The 18,490-nt window shown below is 64.4% G+C and carries 16 protein-coding genes; 6 read left to right on the top strand and 10 right to left on the bottom strand.

Annotation, left to right across the window (positions count from 1 at the left end):
• Positions 1 to 175 precede the first annotated feature (175 nt).
• Positions 176 to 1,294 carry an alanine dehydrogenase gene (gene ald / locus ABUE31_RS18705; protein WP_367725230.1) on the bottom strand — a complete coding sequence of 373 codons (1,119 nt, stop codon included), beginning with the start codon at positions 1,292 to 1,294 and terminating at the stop codon, positions 176 to 178.
• A gap of 158 nt (positions 1,295 to 1,452) precedes the next feature.
• Here ald and ABUE31_RS18700 point away from each other — a divergent pair, with 158 nt between their 5' ends.
• Positions 1,453 to 1,926, top strand: a complete 474-nt coding sequence (locus ABUE31_RS18700) for an Lrp/AsnC family transcriptional regulator (protein WP_367725229.1) — start codon at positions 1,453 to 1,455, stop codon at positions 1,924 to 1,926.
• Between the two features lies 1 nt (position 1,927).
• On the opposite strand, the gene ABUE31_RS18695 is transcribed toward ABUE31_RS18700, so the two are convergent.
• Positions 1,928 to 2,512: a 5-formyltetrahydrofolate cyclo-ligase gene (locus ABUE31_RS18695; RefSeq protein ID WP_367725228.1), complete on the bottom strand. Its 585-nt coding sequence runs from the start codon at positions 2,510 to 2,512 to the stop codon at positions 1,928 to 1,930.
• A gap of 207 nt (positions 2,513 to 2,719) precedes the next feature.
• Here ABUE31_RS18695 and ABUE31_RS18690 point away from each other — a divergent pair, with 207 nt between their 5' ends.
• From ABUE31_RS18690 to ABUE31_RS18680, 3 genes are all read left to right on the top strand, one after another.
• On the top strand, positions 2,720 to 4,723 hold the full coding sequence (locus ABUE31_RS18690; RefSeq protein ID WP_367725226.1) for a bifunctional 2',3'-cyclic-nucleotide 2'-phosphodiesterase/3'-nucleotidase: 2,004 nt from the start codon (positions 2,720 to 2,722) through the stop codon (positions 4,721 to 4,723).
• A gap of 109 nt (positions 4,724 to 4,832) precedes the next feature.
• Complete coding sequence (locus tag ABUE31_RS18685) at positions 4,833 to 4,961, top strand: hypothetical protein (protein WP_367725224.1); 129 nt, start codon at positions 4,833 to 4,835, stop codon at positions 4,959 to 4,961.
• A 79-nt stretch (positions 4,962 to 5,040) separates the two neighbouring features.
• On the top strand, positions 5,041 to 5,328 hold the full coding sequence (locus ABUE31_RS18680; protein WP_367725222.1) for a Dabb family protein: 288 nt from the start codon (positions 5,041 to 5,043) through the stop codon (positions 5,326 to 5,328).
• Here ABUE31_RS18680 and ABUE31_RS18675 read toward each other — a convergent pair.
• A complete protein-coding gene (locus ABUE31_RS18675; protein WP_367725220.1) occupies positions 5,325 to 6,020 on the bottom strand; it encodes a class I SAM-dependent methyltransferase in 696 nt (231 codons plus the stop codon). The two genes, ABUE31_RS18680 and ABUE31_RS18675, sit on opposite strands and share 4 nt — an antisense overlap.
• 48 nt (positions 6,021 to 6,068) lie before the next feature.
• Positions 6,069 to 6,212 (bottom strand): hypothetical protein, encoded by a 144-nt coding sequence (locus ABUE31_RS18670; protein ID WP_367725218.1) that lies wholly within the window; start codon positions 6,210 to 6,212, stop codon positions 6,069 to 6,071.
• A gap of 213 nt (positions 6,213 to 6,425) precedes the next feature.
• Between ABUE31_RS18670 and ABUE31_RS18665 the strand changes: the two genes are divergently transcribed.
• Both ABUE31_RS18665 and ABUE31_RS18660 read left to right on the top strand, forming a co-directional pair.
• Positions 6,426 to 7,604: a magnesium transporter gene (locus tag ABUE31_RS18665; RefSeq protein ID WP_367725216.1), complete on the top strand. Its 1,179-nt coding sequence runs from the start codon at positions 6,426 to 6,428 to the stop codon at positions 7,602 to 7,604.
• Between the two features lie 250 nt (positions 7,605 to 7,854).
• Complete coding sequence (locus ABUE31_RS18660; protein ID WP_367725214.1) at positions 7,855 to 9,198, top strand: GGDEF domain-containing protein; 1,344 nt, start codon at positions 7,855 to 7,857, stop codon at positions 9,196 to 9,198.
• Positions 9,199 to 10,016: 818 nt separating this feature from the next.
• On the opposite strand, the gene ABUE31_RS18655 is transcribed toward ABUE31_RS18660, so the two are convergent.
• The 6 genes from ABUE31_RS18655 to phnY all read right to left on the bottom strand — a co-directional run bounded on the left by ABUE31_RS18655 (position 10,017) and on the right by phnY (position 18,480).
• Entirely contained in the window at positions 10,017 to 12,035 is a 2,019-nt protein-coding gene (locus ABUE31_RS18655; protein WP_367725212.1) for a putative 2-aminoethylphosphonate ABC transporter permease subunit, read from the bottom strand.
• Position 12,036: 1 nt separating this feature from the next.
• Positions 12,037 to 13,221, bottom strand: coding sequence for a putative 2-aminoethylphosphonate ABC transporter ATP-binding protein (locus ABUE31_RS18650; RefSeq protein WP_367725210.1), 1,185 nt, complete (start codon positions 13,219 to 13,221; stop codon positions 12,037 to 12,039).
• Positions 13,222 to 13,292: 71 nt separating this feature from the next.
• The gene (locus tag ABUE31_RS18645) at positions 13,293 to 14,315 is read right to left on the bottom strand and encodes a putative 2-aminoethylphosphonate ABC transporter substrate-binding protein (protein WP_367725209.1); all 1,023 of its coding nucleotides are present in this window, start codon (positions 14,313 to 14,315) and stop codon (positions 13,293 to 13,295) included.
• A 188-nt stretch (positions 14,316 to 14,503) separates the two neighbouring features.
• Positions 14,504 to 15,850 carry a (R)-1-hydroxy-2-aminoethylphosphonate ammonia-lyase gene (gene pbfA / locus ABUE31_RS18640; protein WP_367725208.1) on the bottom strand — a complete coding sequence of 449 codons (1,347 nt, stop codon included), beginning with the start codon at positions 15,848 to 15,850 and terminating at the stop codon, positions 14,504 to 14,506.
• Between the two features lie 55 nt (positions 15,851 to 15,905).
• Positions 15,906 to 17,018 carry a TIGR03364 family FAD-dependent oxidoreductase gene (locus ABUE31_RS18635; protein WP_367725207.1) on the bottom strand — a complete coding sequence of 371 codons (1,113 nt, stop codon included), beginning with the start codon at positions 17,016 to 17,018 and terminating at the stop codon, positions 15,906 to 15,908.
• 7 nt (positions 17,019 to 17,025) lie between these two features.
• Positions 17,026 to 18,480, bottom strand: a complete 1,455-nt coding sequence (phnY, locus tag ABUE31_RS18630) for a phosphonoacetaldehyde dehydrogenase (protein WP_367725206.1) — start codon at positions 18,478 to 18,480, stop codon at positions 17,026 to 17,028.
• Positions 18,481 to 18,490 lie beyond the last annotated feature (10 nt).

Below are 18,490 nucleotides of genomic sequence, written 5' to 3'. Positions count from 1 at the left end.
TTCAGGGCTGTAACAAAACTGCCACAGCCGCACGCTTCTCGAAAAAGCGTCGGATCAGGGGCAGGAAATCGAGCCCTTCAGGACACTTAGCTGGCTTGGGACGGGCAATTCAAATTCTCCCGGGCAAGAACGAAACGCCCTCCGAGGAGGGCGATTCGATGCACCGGAAAACGGGTCAGGCGGCCACCAGCGCCGCCTTCGGCTCGGCCATCTCGTAGCCGAGGGCTTCGGCCACCGCGCGGTTGGTGACGCGGCCCTTGTGGACATTGAGCCCGTTCCGGAGATGAGGCTCGTCCAGCAGCGCCTTGATGCCCTTGTCCGCCAGCTGCAGCCCGTAGTGAAGCGTGGCGTTGTTCAGGGCGTGCGCAGATGTCACCGGCACTGCGCCCGGCATGTTGGCGACGCAGTAGTGGATGATGCCGTCGACCTCGTAGGTCGGGTCGGCATGGGTGGTCGCATGCGACGTCTCGAAGCAGCCACCCTGGTCGATCGCGACGTCGACCAGAACCGCGCCCTTCTTCATCCCCGACAGCATTTCGCGCGAGACGAGTTTCGGCGCGGCTGCGCCGGGAATCAGCACCGCGCCGACCACGATGTCGGCCGAGAAGCACTCTTCCTCCAACGCCTCGATGCTGGCGTAGCGCGTGTGCACGCGCCCGTTGAAGAGGTCGTCGAGCTGACGCAACCTGGGGATCGAGCGGTCGATGATCGAGACGTCGGCGCCGAGGCCCGCCGCCATCTTGGCCGCATGCAGGCCGACGACGCCGCCGCCGATGACCGCGACCTTGCCAGGCGGCACGCCGGGCACGCCGCCAAGCAGCACGCCGCGGCCACCATTGGCCTTCTGGAGCGCGGTCGCGCCCGCCTGGATCGACAGGCGGCCAGCCACCTCGGACATCGGCGCGAGGAGCGGCAGCCCGCCGCGCTCGTCCGTGACGGTCTCGTAGGCGATGGCCGTGACGCCCGATGCGAGGAGGCCAGCGGTCTGGTCCGGATCCGGGGCCAGGTGCAGGTAGGTATAGAGGATCTGGCCCTCGCGCAGTTGCACCCATTCGCCGGGCTGCGGCTCCTTGACCTTCACGATCATGTCGGCCTGGGCAAACACCTCCTCGGCCGTCCTGGCGATCCTTGCGCCGGCGGCGCGATAGACGTCGTCGCCCGCGCCGATGCCGGCGCCCGCTCCGGTCTCGATCAGCAGTTCGTGGCCGTGCGCGACATACTCGCGGACCGCGCCGGGCGTGAGGCCGACGCGATACTCATGGTTCTTGATTTCCCTGGGGCACCCGACGCGCATGCGAATTCCTCCTTCTGGCCGTTTGGGCCATGCTCCCTGTATGGTCGCGATTAGAACAGAAGTCGCACCGAACGTGTTTGCGAATGTCGTTGCGCCGAAGGGCAGAAAAGCGATATTCGTTGCACGAAATCCCGCACGCTTCGCAGAAGGTTCGAATATTGCCCCTCGACAGGATTGATATCGCCATTCTTGAAGCCCTGCAGAAGGACGGGCGCATGTCCAACGCGGCGCTTGCCGAGACCGTCGGGCTGTCGCAATCGGCCTGTTCTCGTCGCCTCGACAACCTGGAGAAGTCCGGTGTCATCCGCGGTTATCACGCAAGGCTGTCGAACGCGGCACTCGGCCTGCAGATGACGGTGATCGTCCACATATCGCTCTCCGGCCAGTTCGAGAAGACGCTGTCGGAATTCGAGGCGGCGGTAAAGCGCTGCCCCAACGTGCTGTCCTGCCACCTGACTTCGGGCGAACACGACTACATCCTGCGCATCGCCGCCCGCGACCTGCCGGACTACGAGCGGATCCACAAGGAGTGGCTGACCGCCATGCCGCATGTGACCAGGATCAATTCATCCTTTGCTCTGCGTGAAATCGTCGACCGCACGACGATGGGCATGAAGCCGGAACTCGCATAGCTCAGACGGTCACCACCTCGTCCATCGGAATGTCGTGCGGCTGGGGATATATCGTGGCGATGTGCTGGCTGGCGTAGCCGACGCCGACGACCAGCGGCTTTGTGGGCAGGGAGGCCAAAGTGCGGTCGAAGAACCCGCCGCCATAGCCAAGCCGGAACCGCCGGTCATCCACGCCGACCAGCGGCGCGACAACCACGTCCGGAATCACCGGATCGCCCTCCGCGGGAACGGGAATGTTCCAGACGCCCTTTTCCAGCCGGTCGCCCGGCCGGTATGCGCGGAACACCAGGGGCTGCGCCTTGGCGATGACGACCGGCAGCGCGGCGACGCCGCCGCGCCCGGTCACCGAGGCTGCCCAGGGACGCAGGTCGGGTTCGCCCCGGAAGGGCCAATAGAGGCTGACGGTGCGGCCGGCGACATCGCCTATCAACGCGTCGAGGCGCTGGGCGATGGCGACGGAGAACCCGGCGCGACGGTCGGCCGGTATGGCCAGCCGCTCGCCGATCAGGCGCTCGCGCTCGGCCTTGCGCCAACGGGCGATTTCGGGCCAGGGCGGCATGTGCTGGCGACCTGCGTCATGATCCATATGCAAACGTTCCTCCCGTGAGCCACCCAGCATAGCGCGCCCGCCATCCGCCGGCTTGCGCATCGGCGACATGGTCGCGGACAGTGCGGCGATCACGCTTTCGTGCGCCGGCAAAGTTTCATGCCGGCGTCACGCGGATCTGCTGGACTTGCCAGGGCGGCGAGGCGATGCTGGCGCAAGGCATCGCTTCCTCACGAGGAGAACACCATGTCCGAATTCCCCCGCACCGATATGTCCCCGCTGTCGCGCCGCGCCTTTCTCGCCGCCACGGCATCGGCCGGCGCGCTGGCGGTGCTGCATCCGTTCTCCGCCCGCGCGCAGGCAAACCAGGCGCATCTCCGGATCATGGAGACGACGGACCTGCACGTGCACGTCTTTCCCTACGACTACTATGCAGACAAGCCGAACGACACGATGGGCCTTGCGCGCACGGCCTCGATCATCGACGCGATCAGGGCGGAGGCGACCAATTCGATCCTGGTCGACAACGGCGACTTCCTGCAGGGCAATCCCATGGGCGACTACATCGCCTACCAGCGCGGCATGAAGGACGGCGACGTCCACCCCATCATCAAGGCCATGAACACGCTTGGATACGACTGCTCGACGCTCGGCAACCACGAGTTCAACTACGGCCTCGACTTCATGTTCAAAGTACTGGCCGGCGCGAACTTTCCCTTCGTCTGCGCCAACCTGACAAAGGGCCAGCTGGCCGGCGACCCGACAAAGGACGAACTGTTCCTGAAGCCCTACGTCATCCTCGACAGGATGGTGAAGGATGGCACCGGCGCCGAGCATCCCGTCCGCATCGGCCTCATCGGTTTCGTCCCGCCGCAAGTCATGACCTGGGATTCCAGGCACCTGACCGGCAAGGCGGTGACCCGGGACATCGTGAAGGCCGGCGAAGCCTGGGCGCCGCAGATGCGGGAGGAGGGCGCGGACATCGTGGTCGCCCTGTCGCATTCCGGCATGGGCGAACCGGCCTATGTCGAGATGGCGGAAAACGCCTCGCTTGCGCTCGCGGGGGTCGCCGGCATCGATGCGATCGTCACCGGCCACAGTCACCTCGACTTCCCCGGCCCGAAATTCCAGGCGAAGGACGGCACCGACATGCCCGGGCTGGACGGCGCAAAGGGGCTGGTCAACGGCAAGCCTGGCGTGATGGGCGGCTTCTGGGGTTCGCACCTCGGGCTGATCGACCTCCTGCTCGAGCGCGACGGCAGCGCATGGAAGGTCGTGGGGTCGACCAGCGAAGCGCGTCCGATATCGAGGCGCGTCGACGGCAAGACCGAGGCGTTGGTCGAGAGCCGCGTGGAGGTCGAGGATGCCGCGAAGGCGGAACACGAGGCCACGCTCGCCTATGTGCGCACGCCGGTCGGCAAGACCTCGGCGCCACTCCATTCCTATTTCGCGCTGGTCGCAGACGACCCGTCGGTCCAGGTCGTCTCACAGGCCCAGACCTGGTACATCAGGGATATGCTGAAGGACACCGGCTACAAGGACCTGCCGGTGCTTTCCGCGGCCGCGCCGTTCAAGTCCGGCGGGCGCGGCGGTCCGGACTACTACACCGACGTTCCGGCCGGCGACGTGGCGATCAAGAACGTGGCCGACCTCTATCTCTACCCGAACACCGTGCAGGCGGTGGCGATCACTGGCGCGCAGGTCGGGGAATGGCTGGAAATGTCGGCCGGCATCTTCAACACGATCGAGCCAGGCAAGGCCGATCAGCCGCTGATCAACCCGGAATTCCCATCCTACAATTTCGACGTCATCGACGGCGTCACCTACCGGATCGACCTATCGCAGCCGCCGAAATACGGTCCGAAGGGCGAGGTGCTGAATGCCGCCTCGAACCGCATCGTCGACCTTATGTTCGAAGGCAAGCCGATCGACCCCGCCCGGGAGTTCGTGGTGGCGTCAAACAATTACCGCGCCGGCGGCGGCGGCAACTTCCCGGAGATCAATCCGTCCAAGGTGATCTTCCAGGCGCCCGACACAAATCGCGACGTCATCGTGCGCTACATCGTCGAGCAGGGCACCATCAATCCGTCGGCCGATGCCAACTGGAGTTTCGCGCCCGTCGAGGGCGCGTCGGCGATCTTCGACACCGGCCCGAAAGCGAAGGAGCACATAGTCGACGTGAAGGCCGTCACGATAGAGCCCGCGGGCGAGGGCGCCGATGGTTTTGCGCGCTATCGCATCATCCTCTAGCAGGGAGCGATGTGCGCCGGGCAGCGAGTGCGGGCCGCCTTGCGCCGCCGGCACGGGTTGTCTGCCCGGTCGAAAAGGCGGATGTTCCTCCGATCACGGGAAGCACGCCATGCGCTACGTCATTGGAATTTGCATCGTGACGGCATTCCTCATCTGGGATGTCGGCTACAACGACGGCCGCTACATCACCGCCACGGTGATGGAGTTGAAGCGGCTGACGGCGATGGTCGGGGCCTGACCGGCCCCCCCGTGTAATTCCGCCGCGTTGACCGCGATCCTCCGGGCTCATAAACAGCCGCCATGTTCCGGAGGCCAAGGTGATCAGGCACATCGTCTTCTTCAGCGCGAAGCGGCATGAGTCCGCCGAGGCGGTACGGTCGGGGCTCATGGCGCTCGGCGCCATCCCGCATTCCAGCGTCTTCGAGGTTTCGCTGAACACCAAGGTCGATCCGCTCTGCGACGAGGTCGACGTTGTCGTCTACGCGGAATTCGCGGACGCGGCGGCGCTCGCCGCCTACAAGGCGCATCCGACCTATGCCGAGACGACGGCCCGGGTCAGGCCGTTGCGCGAGTTGCGCCTGTCTGCCGACGTTGTCGCCGGCTAGGCTGACGGCCCGGCAAAGAGGCTGACGGAGGCGCCGAGCCGCTCGACGATCCAGCGATGGCGCCCGGCCGACCGCGGCAGCAGGAACGCTCCCTCGGATTCGCTGGTGACCGGATCCTCGCCGCGATAGGCAAGCACCGGCTGGTCGGGGATGTAAGCGGCGAAACGCTTAACGACGTCGGCGCCGTAGACGCGCCAATGGCCGTGCTTCTCCGGTTTCGGGAAGCCCCAGTCGCGCGTCACCTCCTCGCGGAAAGGATCGGGGAAGGCGAGGTAGAGCATGCCGTCGGAAGAGACGATGCGGAGCAATTCGTTGAGCGCCGCGCGGTCGTCGCCGACATGTTCCAGAACGTGCGAGCAGATGGCGATATCGTAGGCGGCGTCAGGCCGGTCGATTGCCTGGATGTCGAGGCCACCGGGTTCCCCGTAGACCGAAAGCTCGTGCGAGGCGAACCAGGACGCATCGACGGTCGGATCGGGGCTGAACTGGATCGCCTTCCAGCCGGCGAAGGTCTCGACGCCCAGCCGATCGAACATGATGCGGAATATGCGGTGGCGCTCGAGCGACTGGCACCCGGCGCAGCGTGGCATCGCGCCGTTGGGCGCGGTGCGCCCCTTGGGGCCCGGGCCGAACACCGTGCCCGCGCAGATCGGGCATTGCGGTTGGCCGAGCGCAGCGGCGTATGCGGTCATGGAACTTCCTTCGGGGGTGTTTCGGGCAGCGGCAGCCTGGCGCCGTGCTTAGTCATATTCGCCGGGCACGCAAAGGCCGCTGTCGACCGAGCGCGCATCGCAGGTCTTTGGCTTGGTGCCGTAGTCGGTTTCCTTTTTCGTCGACTGGCATGCGGCCAGCAGCGCGACGACGAGCAGAAGGACGAGCCGCATTTGTTTCTCTCCCTGTCGCCATCGCGCCGATGCGCGTGGCAAGAGCCGGCATAACCCGCGACAGGCGTTGGCGACAAGCCGAAAGGATCGGCGGAACGGGCTGGTCCGAGCCCCATGCGACCGATCCCACCGCCAATTTCCCTTGCTGAACGGCTTGCCGCTCTGTCAATCTCGACTGGTACGGCCGTGGCGCTGATGTTCGGAGAGCATTTGATGAGCGGGCAACATGACGAAGACCTCGCGGCGCTGGTCCGCGCCTTGCGGGCGCGCGTCCCCATGGACGCCGCCGATATGCTGGCCAAGGAATCACCGGAACGCATCGCCGAGGTGCTGGCCGAACTGCCACTGGTCCTGGCCAACCACATCAAGGCCTACCTGCCACCGGAACTGCGGTCCCAGGCGTCGGAGGCGCTGAGCGATATCGTCGAGAACACGGTCGGCGAGATCATGGAGCCCGCGCTGGCCGTGCTGCCGCAGACGATGACTGTGGTTGAGGCGATCGCCTACCTGCGCAATCACGAGACGCCCCGGCAGATCACGTACCTCTACGTCACCGATGCCGAAGAACGGCTGGTTGGCCTGACGGTCATCCGCGACCTGCTCCTGGCAGACGCCGAAGAGACGCTGGGCGACGTGATGCTTCCCGAACCCTTCGCGCTGCGGCCGGACATGGAACTGGCCGTCGCCGACAAGGCGGCCATCCACCGTCACTATCCGGTCTATCCCGTGGTCGACGCCGACCGGCGCGTGATCGGCATCGTGCGCGGCTGGCGGCTGTTCGAGCGGCAGGCGATCGAAATCAGCGCGCAGTCCGGCCAGATGGTCGGCGTGGCCAAGGAGGAGCGGCTCTATACCGGCATCTGGACTGCCTTCAAGATGCGCCATCCCTGGCTGCAGGTGAACCTCCTGACAGCGTTCGCCGCCGGCTTCGTCGTCAGCCTGTTCGAGGGGACGATCAGCCAGATCGTCGCGCTGGCCGCCTTCCTGCCGATCCTCGCGGGACAGAGCGGCAACACCGGATGCCAGGCGCTGGCGATCACCCTACGTGGCATCACGCTCGGCGACCTCAACCATCATTCCGTCGGCAAGTTGATCACGAAGGAACTCGCGCTTGGGGCGATGAATGGTGCGCTGACCGGCGTCGTTGCAGGACTGGCCATGTACTGGACTGCCGGCGGAAGCGCACAGGAGGCGGTGACGCTCGGTTTCGTCATCCTGCTCGCGATGATCGGAGCGTGCATGGCGTCGGGGCTGTTCGGCGTGCTGGTTCCGCTGACGCTGCGCCGGCTCGGCGCGGATCCCTGCACGGCGTCGAGCATCTTCCTCACGACCGGCACCGACATCGCGGGCATGGGTCTGATGCTGGGCCTCGCAACGCTGCTCGTGCTCTAGGAACCATCACCGCCCTCCGGATCGACACGCGCTTTCGCGAAAGCGACCGGACAGGCGAACCAAGTCCATCGGGTCGGTCGCACCGCCTGGAAGTGCGAATCGGTGCGTCCCGCGCTATAGCTGGGTTGCTGGGACGTGGACTTGGGTGGAGGGCGGTATTTCGGACGTCAGGATTTCGATCCCGTTTGCACATGTGAATAGCGGTTGGTTTCGCTCGCCACGGGGGGCGCCTGTCATTCTCGGAGCCATCGTGCTCGCGGCGTGCCTGTTCGGCATTCTGACGCGGCCTGTGGGGTTCCTGGCCGCGCTGTGGCCGGCCAACGCCGTCATGCTCGGACTGCTGATCCGCTTTCCGAAGTCGGCGGGGCTTTTCGGCTGGGCCGCCGCCGCGGCAGCCTATCTCGTCGCGGACCTGATCACCGGGTCGAGCCTGCAGAAGGCCATCGTCCTCAACGCAGCCAACCTGGTGGGCGTTGCGGCCGGCTACCTTGTGCTGCGTCGCGTGTCCGAGGAAGTCGTCAGCCTGCGCCATTCGACGGCGATGTTCCATCTCTTGTTCGCTTCTGCCATTGCCGGAGCCGCGGCCGGTCTTGTCGGCGCCCTTGCGAATCCGCTCCTTTTTGCTGGCGGCGCGTTTGAAGGGTGGTCGTTCTGGTTTGCAACCGAACTGGTCAACTACGTGACGTTCCTGCCCCTCATCCTCGCGCTGCCGAAAGCAGGGGACGGCGGGACGGGCCCCGAGCGGGCGGTCGAAAGCCGGCGCTGGCCAAATGCTGCGCCGGCGCTTGCCGTTTTTGCGTCCTGCCTCGTCGCCGTCCTGGGCGGGGGACCGGGCGCGATCGCCTATCCGGTGCCGGCGCTGCTCTGGTGCGGGCTGACCTATTCGGTGTTTCGCACGACATTGCTGACGGCGATCTTCGGATGCTGGACGCTGATCGCGACCGGCGCCGGCCTCTATCCTCATTTCATCGAGCCCTACGATGAAAAGGCGCTTGTCTCCGTGCGCATCGCCATCGCGCTGGTTTCAATGGCGCCGATCATGCTGGCGAGCATCATGCACGGCCGCAACGAACTGCTCGCCGAACTGCGGCACAGGGCCAGCCACGACACCCTGACTGGCGCCGCCAACCGCAGCGCGTTCAGGGAAGCCGCGGAGCGGGCGTTCCAGGCCGCAAATGCGTCGCGGTCGATCATGATGATCGACATCGACAGGTTCAAGGCGATCAACGACAGCTTCGGCCATGCCACGGGCGACGAGGTCCTGGTGTCTTTCGTGGGCCGGGTCAGAAACTGCCTGCGCAACGGCGACCTGTTGGCACGCATGGGCGGCGAGGAGTTCGCGATCCTGCTCGATGCGCCAGGATCGAGGGCGGAAGCTGTCGCCATTGGCGAGCGCATCCTCGATGCGGTCGGCGAACGGCCGGTGACGCTTGCCAACGGCCGGACGATTTCCGTCACCGCGAGCATCGGCCTCGCCTTCAGCGACGACGGCTGCGCCGGCTGCGTCGATAGCCTGCTGTCCGAGGCAGACGCGGCGCTCTATCGCGCCAAGCAGAACGGCAGGAACCGGATCGAGTTCGCGGCAAGCGCGTAGGGCAGGGGCTGGGCGTCGACGGCGGCGAGCGTCTCTGCTGGCGGCCACGCCTGCGGTCGACGACGACGCTCGATCACGCGCTGAGCGCAATGAATGCGAAGCGGTTTCAGGCGGATTGGAAACGCAGCCGGGCGCGTCTGCGGCGACAGAACTTGCTGGTGGTGAAAGTGGCTCCCTGAACAGGACTCGAATCTCGCTTGGGATGCAAGGAAACAAGGGAGTCCGAAAGTCGATTGTTACACTGTTTGTTACCCAAATTTCGGTGGTGGCTGTGGACCCCGGATACCCTGACCGCCGATCAGGCGGCGCCTGCCTACGATCCTTTCGCGCTCGAAACCATCGCCAAGGCCTTCGACGGCCTGGATCGCATGTTCGCACGGTAGCCGCGCTGCCGAGGCCTGCCGACCGAGGGCGATACGCCATCATGGCGCTGCCGGTTCCTCATTGGCCGACGCATGGCGCGCTCGACATTGGGCGCGACCCGGGAACATGACGAAGTCAAGATCGCCTGCAGGTCAGCAGGCTTGAGTCGTTGGGGTGGATCCGCTGGCGTGAGGAGTCTAGCGGATTGAAGTGCGACCAGGTGAAGCGGCAGAAGGAGCTTGAGGTCGAGGCCACCCGGCTTAGTCCCGATATCCCAGCATCGCGTTGATCCCATGTGCCGATAGAGGCCGTAGCCGGCACAGTCGAGCAAGCTACTTTGAGGCTTGCGCAGCGTAGGGTTATCTACCTCCAATCGGTCTTCATGGCATTCCCGCCGTTGGCGGCAGGGTGCGACCGCCGGAGCGGCTATTCCCTTCCTGTTGCCGGCAGCGATGCTACCTGACCCGCCAAGCTTGGGAACGCCTCAGGAGGAACCATGAGCCGAAACCATGCAGCAGGCGCGCGGCGACGTTGGTGTAGAAGATCATCATACCCATTGCCGCCGCCGGCGCGATGTCTCCCGCATCGTCCATGTTGAGTACGGCCACGGAGGCCAACTGGGTCTGCGTCGAATAGAGAAACACCACTGCCGAGACGGTCGTCATCGCATTGACGAACAGGTAGATCGAGATGTCGAGGATGGCGGGTAGCGAAACCGGCACGGTTACCCGGAAGAACAGGCGGTGGAACGGCTGCTTGAGCGAAGCGGCGACCGGCTCGAACTCGCGGTCCATCTGGTTAAGCGCCGTGAGGGCCGTAAGGTGCGAGACCGTGTAGAAGTGGGTGACGGTGGAGATCACCAGGATCGCCATCGTGCCGTAGATCGGGTTGAGCGGGTTGGCCGGATTGTTGAAGAAGAAGATGTAGGAGAGGCCGAGGACCATACCTGGCACCGCCATCGGCAGCATGGCAAGGAACTGGAAAAGGGTGCGCCCGGCCGCAAAACCGTCGGTCTTTTCCACCATATAGGCTCCGACAAAGACGACGACCGTGCCGAAAGTCGCGGTTAGCAGCGCCATCACGATCGAGTTGTAGTAGGCACCCCAGCCGCCACCATCCATCAGGTCGAAACGGAAGTTGTTGAAGCTGGGAGTGAGGTCGTAGGGCCAGAATTTCACGGTTGCCGCCAACTGGCAGACGCCGATCATCGTCAGGATGAACAGGGCCACGGCGGAGCAATAGGCGAAGCAGACAGTGTCAAAGCCACGCTCGGGTTTCGGCCGATAGGGCACCGAGCGCGCCGACAGCAACGCAACCTGGCGCTTGCGGATGGCGCTGTCAACGAAGAAGGCGGCGACGGCCGGTACAAGCAGAAGGACGGCCACCACCGCGCCCATTTCAAAATTCTGCTGGCCGATGACCTGCTTGTAGATGTCTACCGCAAGCACGTTGTACTGGCCGCCGATCACCTTCGGCAGTCCGAAATCCGTGATGACGAGGGTGAACACCACGAAGGCTGCCGAGATGATGCCGTAGCGCGCGCCGGGCACGGTTACTGTCCAGAAGGTACGCCATGGGCTCGACCTCAATGATTGCGCCGCTTCGTAGTGGCGCTGGTCGGCGACCGACAGCGCGGTCGAGATGATGAGCAGGGCGTGGGGCAGGGTGAAGAACACCGACCCTATGACGATTCCGATCGGGCCGTAGATGGAGTGCCCCATCATGAGGCCCTTCAACAGGCCCTGATTGCCGAAGAGGTAGACCAGCGCGATACCCGGCAACAGCGACGGCACGAGAATGGGAATCGTCGTGATCAGCCTGAAGAAGCCCTTGAACGGCATGCAGCTCCGGTTGAGCGCATAGGCCAGGCCGAACGCAATGCCGATGACCAGCACGGTGCTGACGACACCCATCAGCACCGAATTGGCGATCGATTGCGCAAGCGCCGGCGTTGAAAAGTATGCGATGAAGTTGCCGAGCCCAAACGACGCCGAGGGGCGGATCACCACGCGACGGAATGTGTTTGAATCCAGCTCGAGCCAATCTGTCCCCCGATGCAGTTCCGAGCCGACGAGATAGGCCGCATCGTCGCTTGTACCGCGGATGCGATACATGACCGGACTGCGGAAGCTGAAATCGGGATAAAGCGCGGTCAGCGACAGACGACCGTCCGAGCCGGGGGTGTCCAACCTGTCCGGCGCGATCGCGCCCCCGACCTCGTCATTGAGCATTGCGACGGTCTTTGGCTCGCTCCAATTCGCGGCTCGCTCGTCGCTGCGCTGCAGTTCAAACGCCGTCAGGTCGAATCTGTATGTCGAGACGGATTTCGAAAGCAGGACATAGAGCGGCGCTGCCAGCGCCATCAGGAGGTAGAGCGATATGACAACCATCAAGCCGCGCTTGGCGAGGTCGTCACCGGAGACCTTGGCCCGCAACGCGCGGCCCTTGGGGATTTCCAGCGTTGCGGCGGTCATGTCAGGCAGCTCTCCGAGGAAAGACGAGCACCCGGTCGCGCGGAAGCTCCACGCTCATGGCGCTGCCCTTGACGATGTCGAGCCGGCGCACGGCGTTGACCGAAAAATCGGCGACGAGCAGGCTGTCGCCGAAGCGCGGCGAGGCGAGGCGGGTGCGCCAGAAGCCGCCGAGGAACTCCATTTCTCGCACATCTACGTCAATCAGGTTGTCGGGAGTGGCGATCGCATCGGGCGCTGCCGGCGAACGGGCGCCGTGCCCATGGGGAATTACGTCGACCGGACGGATCACCGCGGTAGCCGGCTGACCGACAGCACAGCCATGCGGCGCGCAGGCGAGTTCGGTGCCGGTCAGCGCTACTTTGCCGTCGTCCAGCACCGTGGCCGGAAACTGGTTGGTCTCGCCGATGAAGTCGGCGACGAACAGGCTCGTCGGTTCACGATAGACCTCGGTCGGCGTTCCGACCTGCTCGATCACGCCATGGTTCATCACCACGATCCGGTCGGCCATCGCGAGAGCCTCTTCCTGATCGTGAGTGACCATGATGGTGGTCACGCCCAACTTGCGCTGCAGGTTCTTGATCTCATGGCGCAGATGGACGCGCACCTTCGCGTCGAGCGCCGAAAGCGGTTCGTCAAGCAGCAGGAGACCCGGAGAGATGGCCATAGCGCGCGCCAGGGCGATGCGCTGCTGCTGTCCCCCGGAAAGCTGCGCGGGGTACTTCTTTGCCTGACTCGCAAGGCCGACAAGGTCCAGAAGTTCGGCCACCCGCTGCGTGATCTCGACCTTGGATCGACGCGTGTTCTCAAGGCCGAAGGCAATGTTCTTTTCGATCGTCAGGTTCGGAAAGAGCGCGTAGGACTGGAACACGATACCGTAGTCGCGCTGCGACGGCGGCAGGACCGAAATGTCCTTGCCGCCCTGGCTGATGGAACCGCGGGTCTGGAGATCGAGACCGGCCACGGCGCGCAGCAGCGTTGTCTTGCCGCATCCGGAAGGGCCGAGGAAGCAAACGAACTCGCCTTCCGAGATTGACAGTGAGATACCCTTGAGCGCGGCAAAGTCGCCAAAAGTCTTCCAGACGTTCTCGATCTGCAGGTAGGGGGGCTTCACGGGCTTGGTCCCTTCCGCCGACAGCCGCGAGTTTGCCGCAGCGCGTGTCGCGCCCGGAATGGTCTCGTGTTTCATCGGACGACCTCTTCTGTGGTGTGAAAAGGCCGGGCGCGATCATCGCTCCGCCCGGCCTCGTCCTCAAGAGGCTAACCCTTCGGTTCGGACTTTGCGTCGTAGCGCTTCTGCCATTCGGCCAGAATGGCCTTGCGGTTGTTGGCAGCCCATTCGAAGTCGTTCTTGATCATCCTGGAGGGAATGTCCTCGGGCAGATGCTCGACAGGCTTGGCGATGCCTGGATAGGCGACGACCGCGTAGCCGACATTGTACATCTCGTTGGCTTCCTTGGTGATGGACCAGTCGACCAGTTTCTGGGCGGCTTCGAGATTGGCCGTTCCGGCGATGATGGCGGTTGCTTCCGCCTCCCAGCCGGAACCTTCCTCGGGGAAGATGATGTCGATCGGTGCGCCTGCCTTCTTGGCGTTGGCACCTGGGAACTCGAACGACACGCCGATTACCGTCTCGCCCGCCGCAGCTATCTTGCAGGGCTTGGAACCGGAGTGCGTGTAGGCGGCGATGTTCTCGTGCAGGCCGTCCATGAATGCCCAGGCGTCTTTCTCGCCGAACATCTGGATCCAGGCGGAAACGTCCAGGAAGCCTGTGCCCGACGAGTTCGGGTTCGGCATCACGACATGGCCCTTGTACTCGGGCTTGGTCAGGTCCTTCCACGACTTGGGCGGGGTGAGGCCGACCTTCTCCGCCTCGATGGTGTTGTAGCAGAGCGCAGCCACATAGGCGTCCATGCCGACCCAGCTCGGCGGGGTGGACGAGTCCACGAATTTCGGATCGAGCTTTTCGACGCCGGCCGGCGCGTAAGGCTCGAGCATGCCTTCGCTCTTCAGCAGGAGAAGCGATGTTGCCGCCACGCCCCACACAACATCGGCCTGCGGGTTGTCCTTCTCCGCCAGCAGCTTGGCGGTCATGACGCCGGTCGAGTCACGAACCCAGTTGATCTTGATGTCGGGATTGGCGGCTTCGAAAGTCTGCTTGTAGCGGTCGAGGTCAACAGCCTCGATCGAGGTATAGACAGTCAACTGGGTCTCGGCGAAGGCCGCCGATGCGGATAGGGCCGTCGCGAAAGCGGCAAGTGCGGCTGCGCGATATGTTGTCATGATTGTGTTCCCCATTTTTGGCACCTGAAGCGGATGCAAGGGGACGCTTGCTGCTCTGCGGCAGGCCGGTACCGCCGGCTTCAAGACGTCCATGACCAGAATGTTGGGGAACGGACCTGGATAAGTAAAATCTATTTAATCGATGACACTATCGCTCATGGCGATACATGTCGTGGCGCAGGAAGCATTCAGCCGGCCATGACTGCGCGCTCGACGATGGCCAGCGCACGGTCGAGGTCCTGACGTTCGATCACGAGCGGAGGCGACAGTGTCAGCACATTGCCCGCACTGATCTTGAAGCTCAGACCTTCCTCGAGGCAGCGATAGTAGACACGCTCCGCCAACTCGCGGGCAGGAGCATAGCTGTCGATGTCGGTCACAAGCTCGACACCCATCATCAGGCCACGGCCGCGCACCTCGCCGAAATGCGGGCTGCGTGCCATCGTCTGTGAAAGCCTTGCCATGGCATAGCCGCCGAGTTCGGCCGCCCGCTCGACGAGGCCTTCGTCCTCGATGATGCCGATCGTGGTCAGCGCCGCGCGCGCCGTCACCGGGTTCTTCTCGTGGGTGTAGTGACCGATCGCGTAGTCGCCGGCGACGTCAAGGTCGCGCCTTGCGACGACCGAAGCGATAGGCAGGATACCGCCGCCCAGCGACTTGCCCAGAACGAGTAAGTCGGGAACGACGCCGTCATGCTCGTGCGAGAAGAACTTGCCGGTCTTGCCGAGGCCGGTCGGGATTTCGTCGAAGATGAGCAGAGTGCCGTGCCGGTCGCAGGCTTCTCGCACGGCTTTCCAGAATCCGGGCGCCGGAACCAGGGGGGTGGCGCGCATAGGTTCGGCAACGACGGCGGCGAAATCTCCCTCGCGCCCAAGCACGAAGGAGATCATGTTCGCGCACGCACGGGCGGAAGCTTCGAGGCTGTCGTGCCCGTAGGCGCAGTTCCGACTCGCCCACGGCGCGACGTGTTCGGCGCCGGTGACAAGCGGACCGGCAATCTGCGAGCGGAACGTCGCCTCGCCGCCGACGCTGGCCGCGCCGAAGCCCGCGCCGTGGAAGGCATCCCAGAAAGACAGCGTCTTGAAGCGTCCGGTGGCGGCGCGCGCCACCTTCAACGCGACTTCGATCGCATCCGAACCACCAGTGGTGAACAGCACTTTCGAGAGGTCGGCCGGCGCCAGCCGCGCCAGCTTCTCGGCCAACTCGACCGCGGGTTCGCAGGCGAAGCGGCGCGGTGCGAAACTGAGATCATCAAGCTGCTGTTTTATGGCAGCGACAAGCCGCGGGTGGGCATAGCCGATATGATGGACGCTGTTGCCATGGAAATCCATGTATCGCCTGCCCGCCAGGTCCTCTATCCATATTCCTTCGGCCTTCGCGATCGTCGATACGCAAGGGCTGGACAGGCTCTGGTGCAGGAAGGCGTCGGCGTCGCGCCGGAGAAGCTCGTGGGTCGGCGCGTGATGCTGGCGCGCGTTCCACTCCTGCCGAGCTGGAGCACGGTTGGACTCGCCTTCCGTGTGGACAATGGTCATCGCCGCGTCTCTCCCCGCTCGGCCTGACGCCTGGCCGGTCATGTTGCCAGAGGCATCAGTTGAATAGCTCGGTTATGGTTTCCTCGCCAATGGCGAAAGCCGTGCTCGCGCCGGTGCCGCTGGTGATCATGACGAGGCGGATATCGTCGCCGGGCCGCTCGAGGAAATGCGCGCGTTCCGGCGCGGACGCGTAGGTTCCGGTCCAGCGCGCCGCAACTGTCGGCGCCGTTGCAAAGACCGCACCGAACTCTTGCAGGATCAATGCGTCGACAGCTTCCGATCCGAAGGGATCAGGCGTTTGCCCGTAGTGATGGGAATCGCCGACGACGAGCGAACCGTCGGCGCTCTGCACCGCGATCATGTGCACGCCGTTGCGCAGGGCTTCGGCGCTGTCGCCTTCGAGCCGCGCGCGCAGGGACGAGGCTTCTGGGAGCGATGCGTAGCCGGGGTAGCGGATAAGGCTCAGATCGGAGACCACGGCCGAGCCGAGGCGAAGACCATTGGCTGCAAGGCGCAGCATCTGCAGTTTGCAGCGCTGTACGTCGTGACGGGCGATGAAGCCAGGAAAGAGCCCTGTCAAATCGTCGCCCGGGCAGACCACGGTCTTCGCGGCGCGCACCGGGCCGCCGCTGGTATCGACGACGGGCGGACAGACGCCGTTGACGGTCGTTGCGAAGCGGAAATCCACCTTCAGTTCAGCCTCGAGATAGGACGCTATCCTGGGGATAGCTTCACGCGATTCAACGCGGATTTCCGCCGGGCTCAGAAGGCCGCCGCGTAGGTTCTCGAGGTTGAGGCCGGGCTGTCTGCGGCCGAGTTCGCCGGGGGAGAGCAGGGTGCAGCCGGCGCTGCTGTCCATGGCTGCAAACGCCTCGAGCAGCGTCAGCGCTTCCGGTCGCTGCGCTACGGCGAGCAGCCCCTGGTGCAGGATTTGGATGCCGGCCGGACCGGCGATCTCGAGCCAAACCTCCCGCGAACGTTCGGCAAGTTTCCGCTGGCGGCCGGGCTCTTCGGCGGCCACAACGACGAGGCCAAAATTCCGGATCGACGCACCGTTGGCCTGCGCATCGCGGTCGATGACCACCACGCTCAGGCCACGCTTGGCTGCCGCTAGGGCATGAGCCAGTCCGACGATGCCCGCGCCGACGACGGCTAGATCGTATGTCATGCAGGTTCTACCAGGGCAGCGAGAAGGTCTTGACGTTGGTGAACGACTTCATCGCTTCGATCACGCCCTCCTTGTAGCCGTTGCCCGAATCCTTGATTCCACCGAAGGGGCTCATCTCGATGCGGTAGCCGGGAACTTCCCAGATGTTGACCGTGCCGACCTTCAGGCCCGCAATGTATTTCTGCATGCGACGGTAGTCGTTGGTGCAGACGCCCGAAGAAAGCCCGAAGGCGGTCGAGTTGGAGAGCGCTATGAGCGCGTCGTCGTCATCCGGCGCACGAATGATTGGCACGATCGGGCCGAAGGTCTCCTCCATCACCAGTTCGGATTCGTGCGGGACGCGGTCGACGACGATCGGCGGGAGGAGGGCCCCGCTGCGACCCGGATGATAGAGGACATCCGCACCAGCCTCGGCAGCTTTCTCGACCCGGCTTTCAAACAGCGCGGCAGCCTTCTCGTGCACCACTGTGCCGAGCTGCGTTGCCGGATCCATCGGATCGCCGAAGACGATCTTCCTAGCCCGCTCAAGCACCATGGGTACGAAGCGGTCGGCCACCTGTTCCTGGACGAGGATGCGCTTGACGGCCGTGCAACGCTGGCCGGAGTTCTTGGTGGCGCCTGCTACCGCAAGATCGGCGGCTTTGGCCAGATCGTCGTCGGACAGGTCGTTGAGCACGATGAACGGATCGTTGCCGCCGAGTTCGAGCACCTGCCGCTTGTAGCCGGCCTTCGACGCGATCATCTTGCCGACGGGTACGCCGCCCGTGAAGGTGATCAGGTCGATGTTGGGATTGGTGATCATCTCGTCGCCGATGTCGGCCGGCCAGCCGGTTACGACGGAGAGCATTTCAGGCGGCAGGCCGGCCTCGTACAGGATGTCGGCCAGCACCAGCGCGGTCATCGGCGTCAGCTCCGTTGGCTTGACGACGACACAGTTGTTGGTGGCGATCGCCGGCGCGACCTTGTGCGAGACCATGTTCAGCGGATGGTTGAACGGGGTGATCGCGGAGATGGCGTTGAGCGGCTCGCGTACGGTAAAAATCTTGCGCGCCTTGCCGTGAGGGGTCAGGTCGCAGGAAAAGACCTGACCGTCATCGTGGATCGCCAGTTGCCCGGCGAGCGTGAAGACGTCAAAGGCGCGGCCGACCTCATAGAGCGAATCCTGCTTGGAGATTCCCAACTCGAGCGTGACGAGATCCGAAATTTCGTCCTTGCGCCCGTTCAGAAGCTCGGCTGTGCGCAAAAGGATGCGTTGGCGCTCATAGCGGGTGAGCTTCGGCTGGTAGGCTGCCGCGATTTCGAAGGCCCGGCGGGCGTGCTCGGCGCCGCCCGCCGGCACGGTGCCAACCACGGTGTCGTCCCACGGATATCGAACCTCGACGACGCCGTCGGCATCGACCCTTTCGCCGGCGATGCGCATAGGCTCGTGGCGAACAGTGATGGTGGGTTGCGCCTTGGTCATGGTCGTGTCC

The organism is Mesorhizobium marinum (assembly GCF_040813675.1).
Lineage (GTDB): Bacteria > Pseudomonadota > Alphaproteobacteria > Rhizobiales > Rhizobiaceae > Mesorhizobium_K > Mesorhizobium_K marinum.
This window is presented reverse-complemented; position numbering and strand designations above follow the sequence as displayed.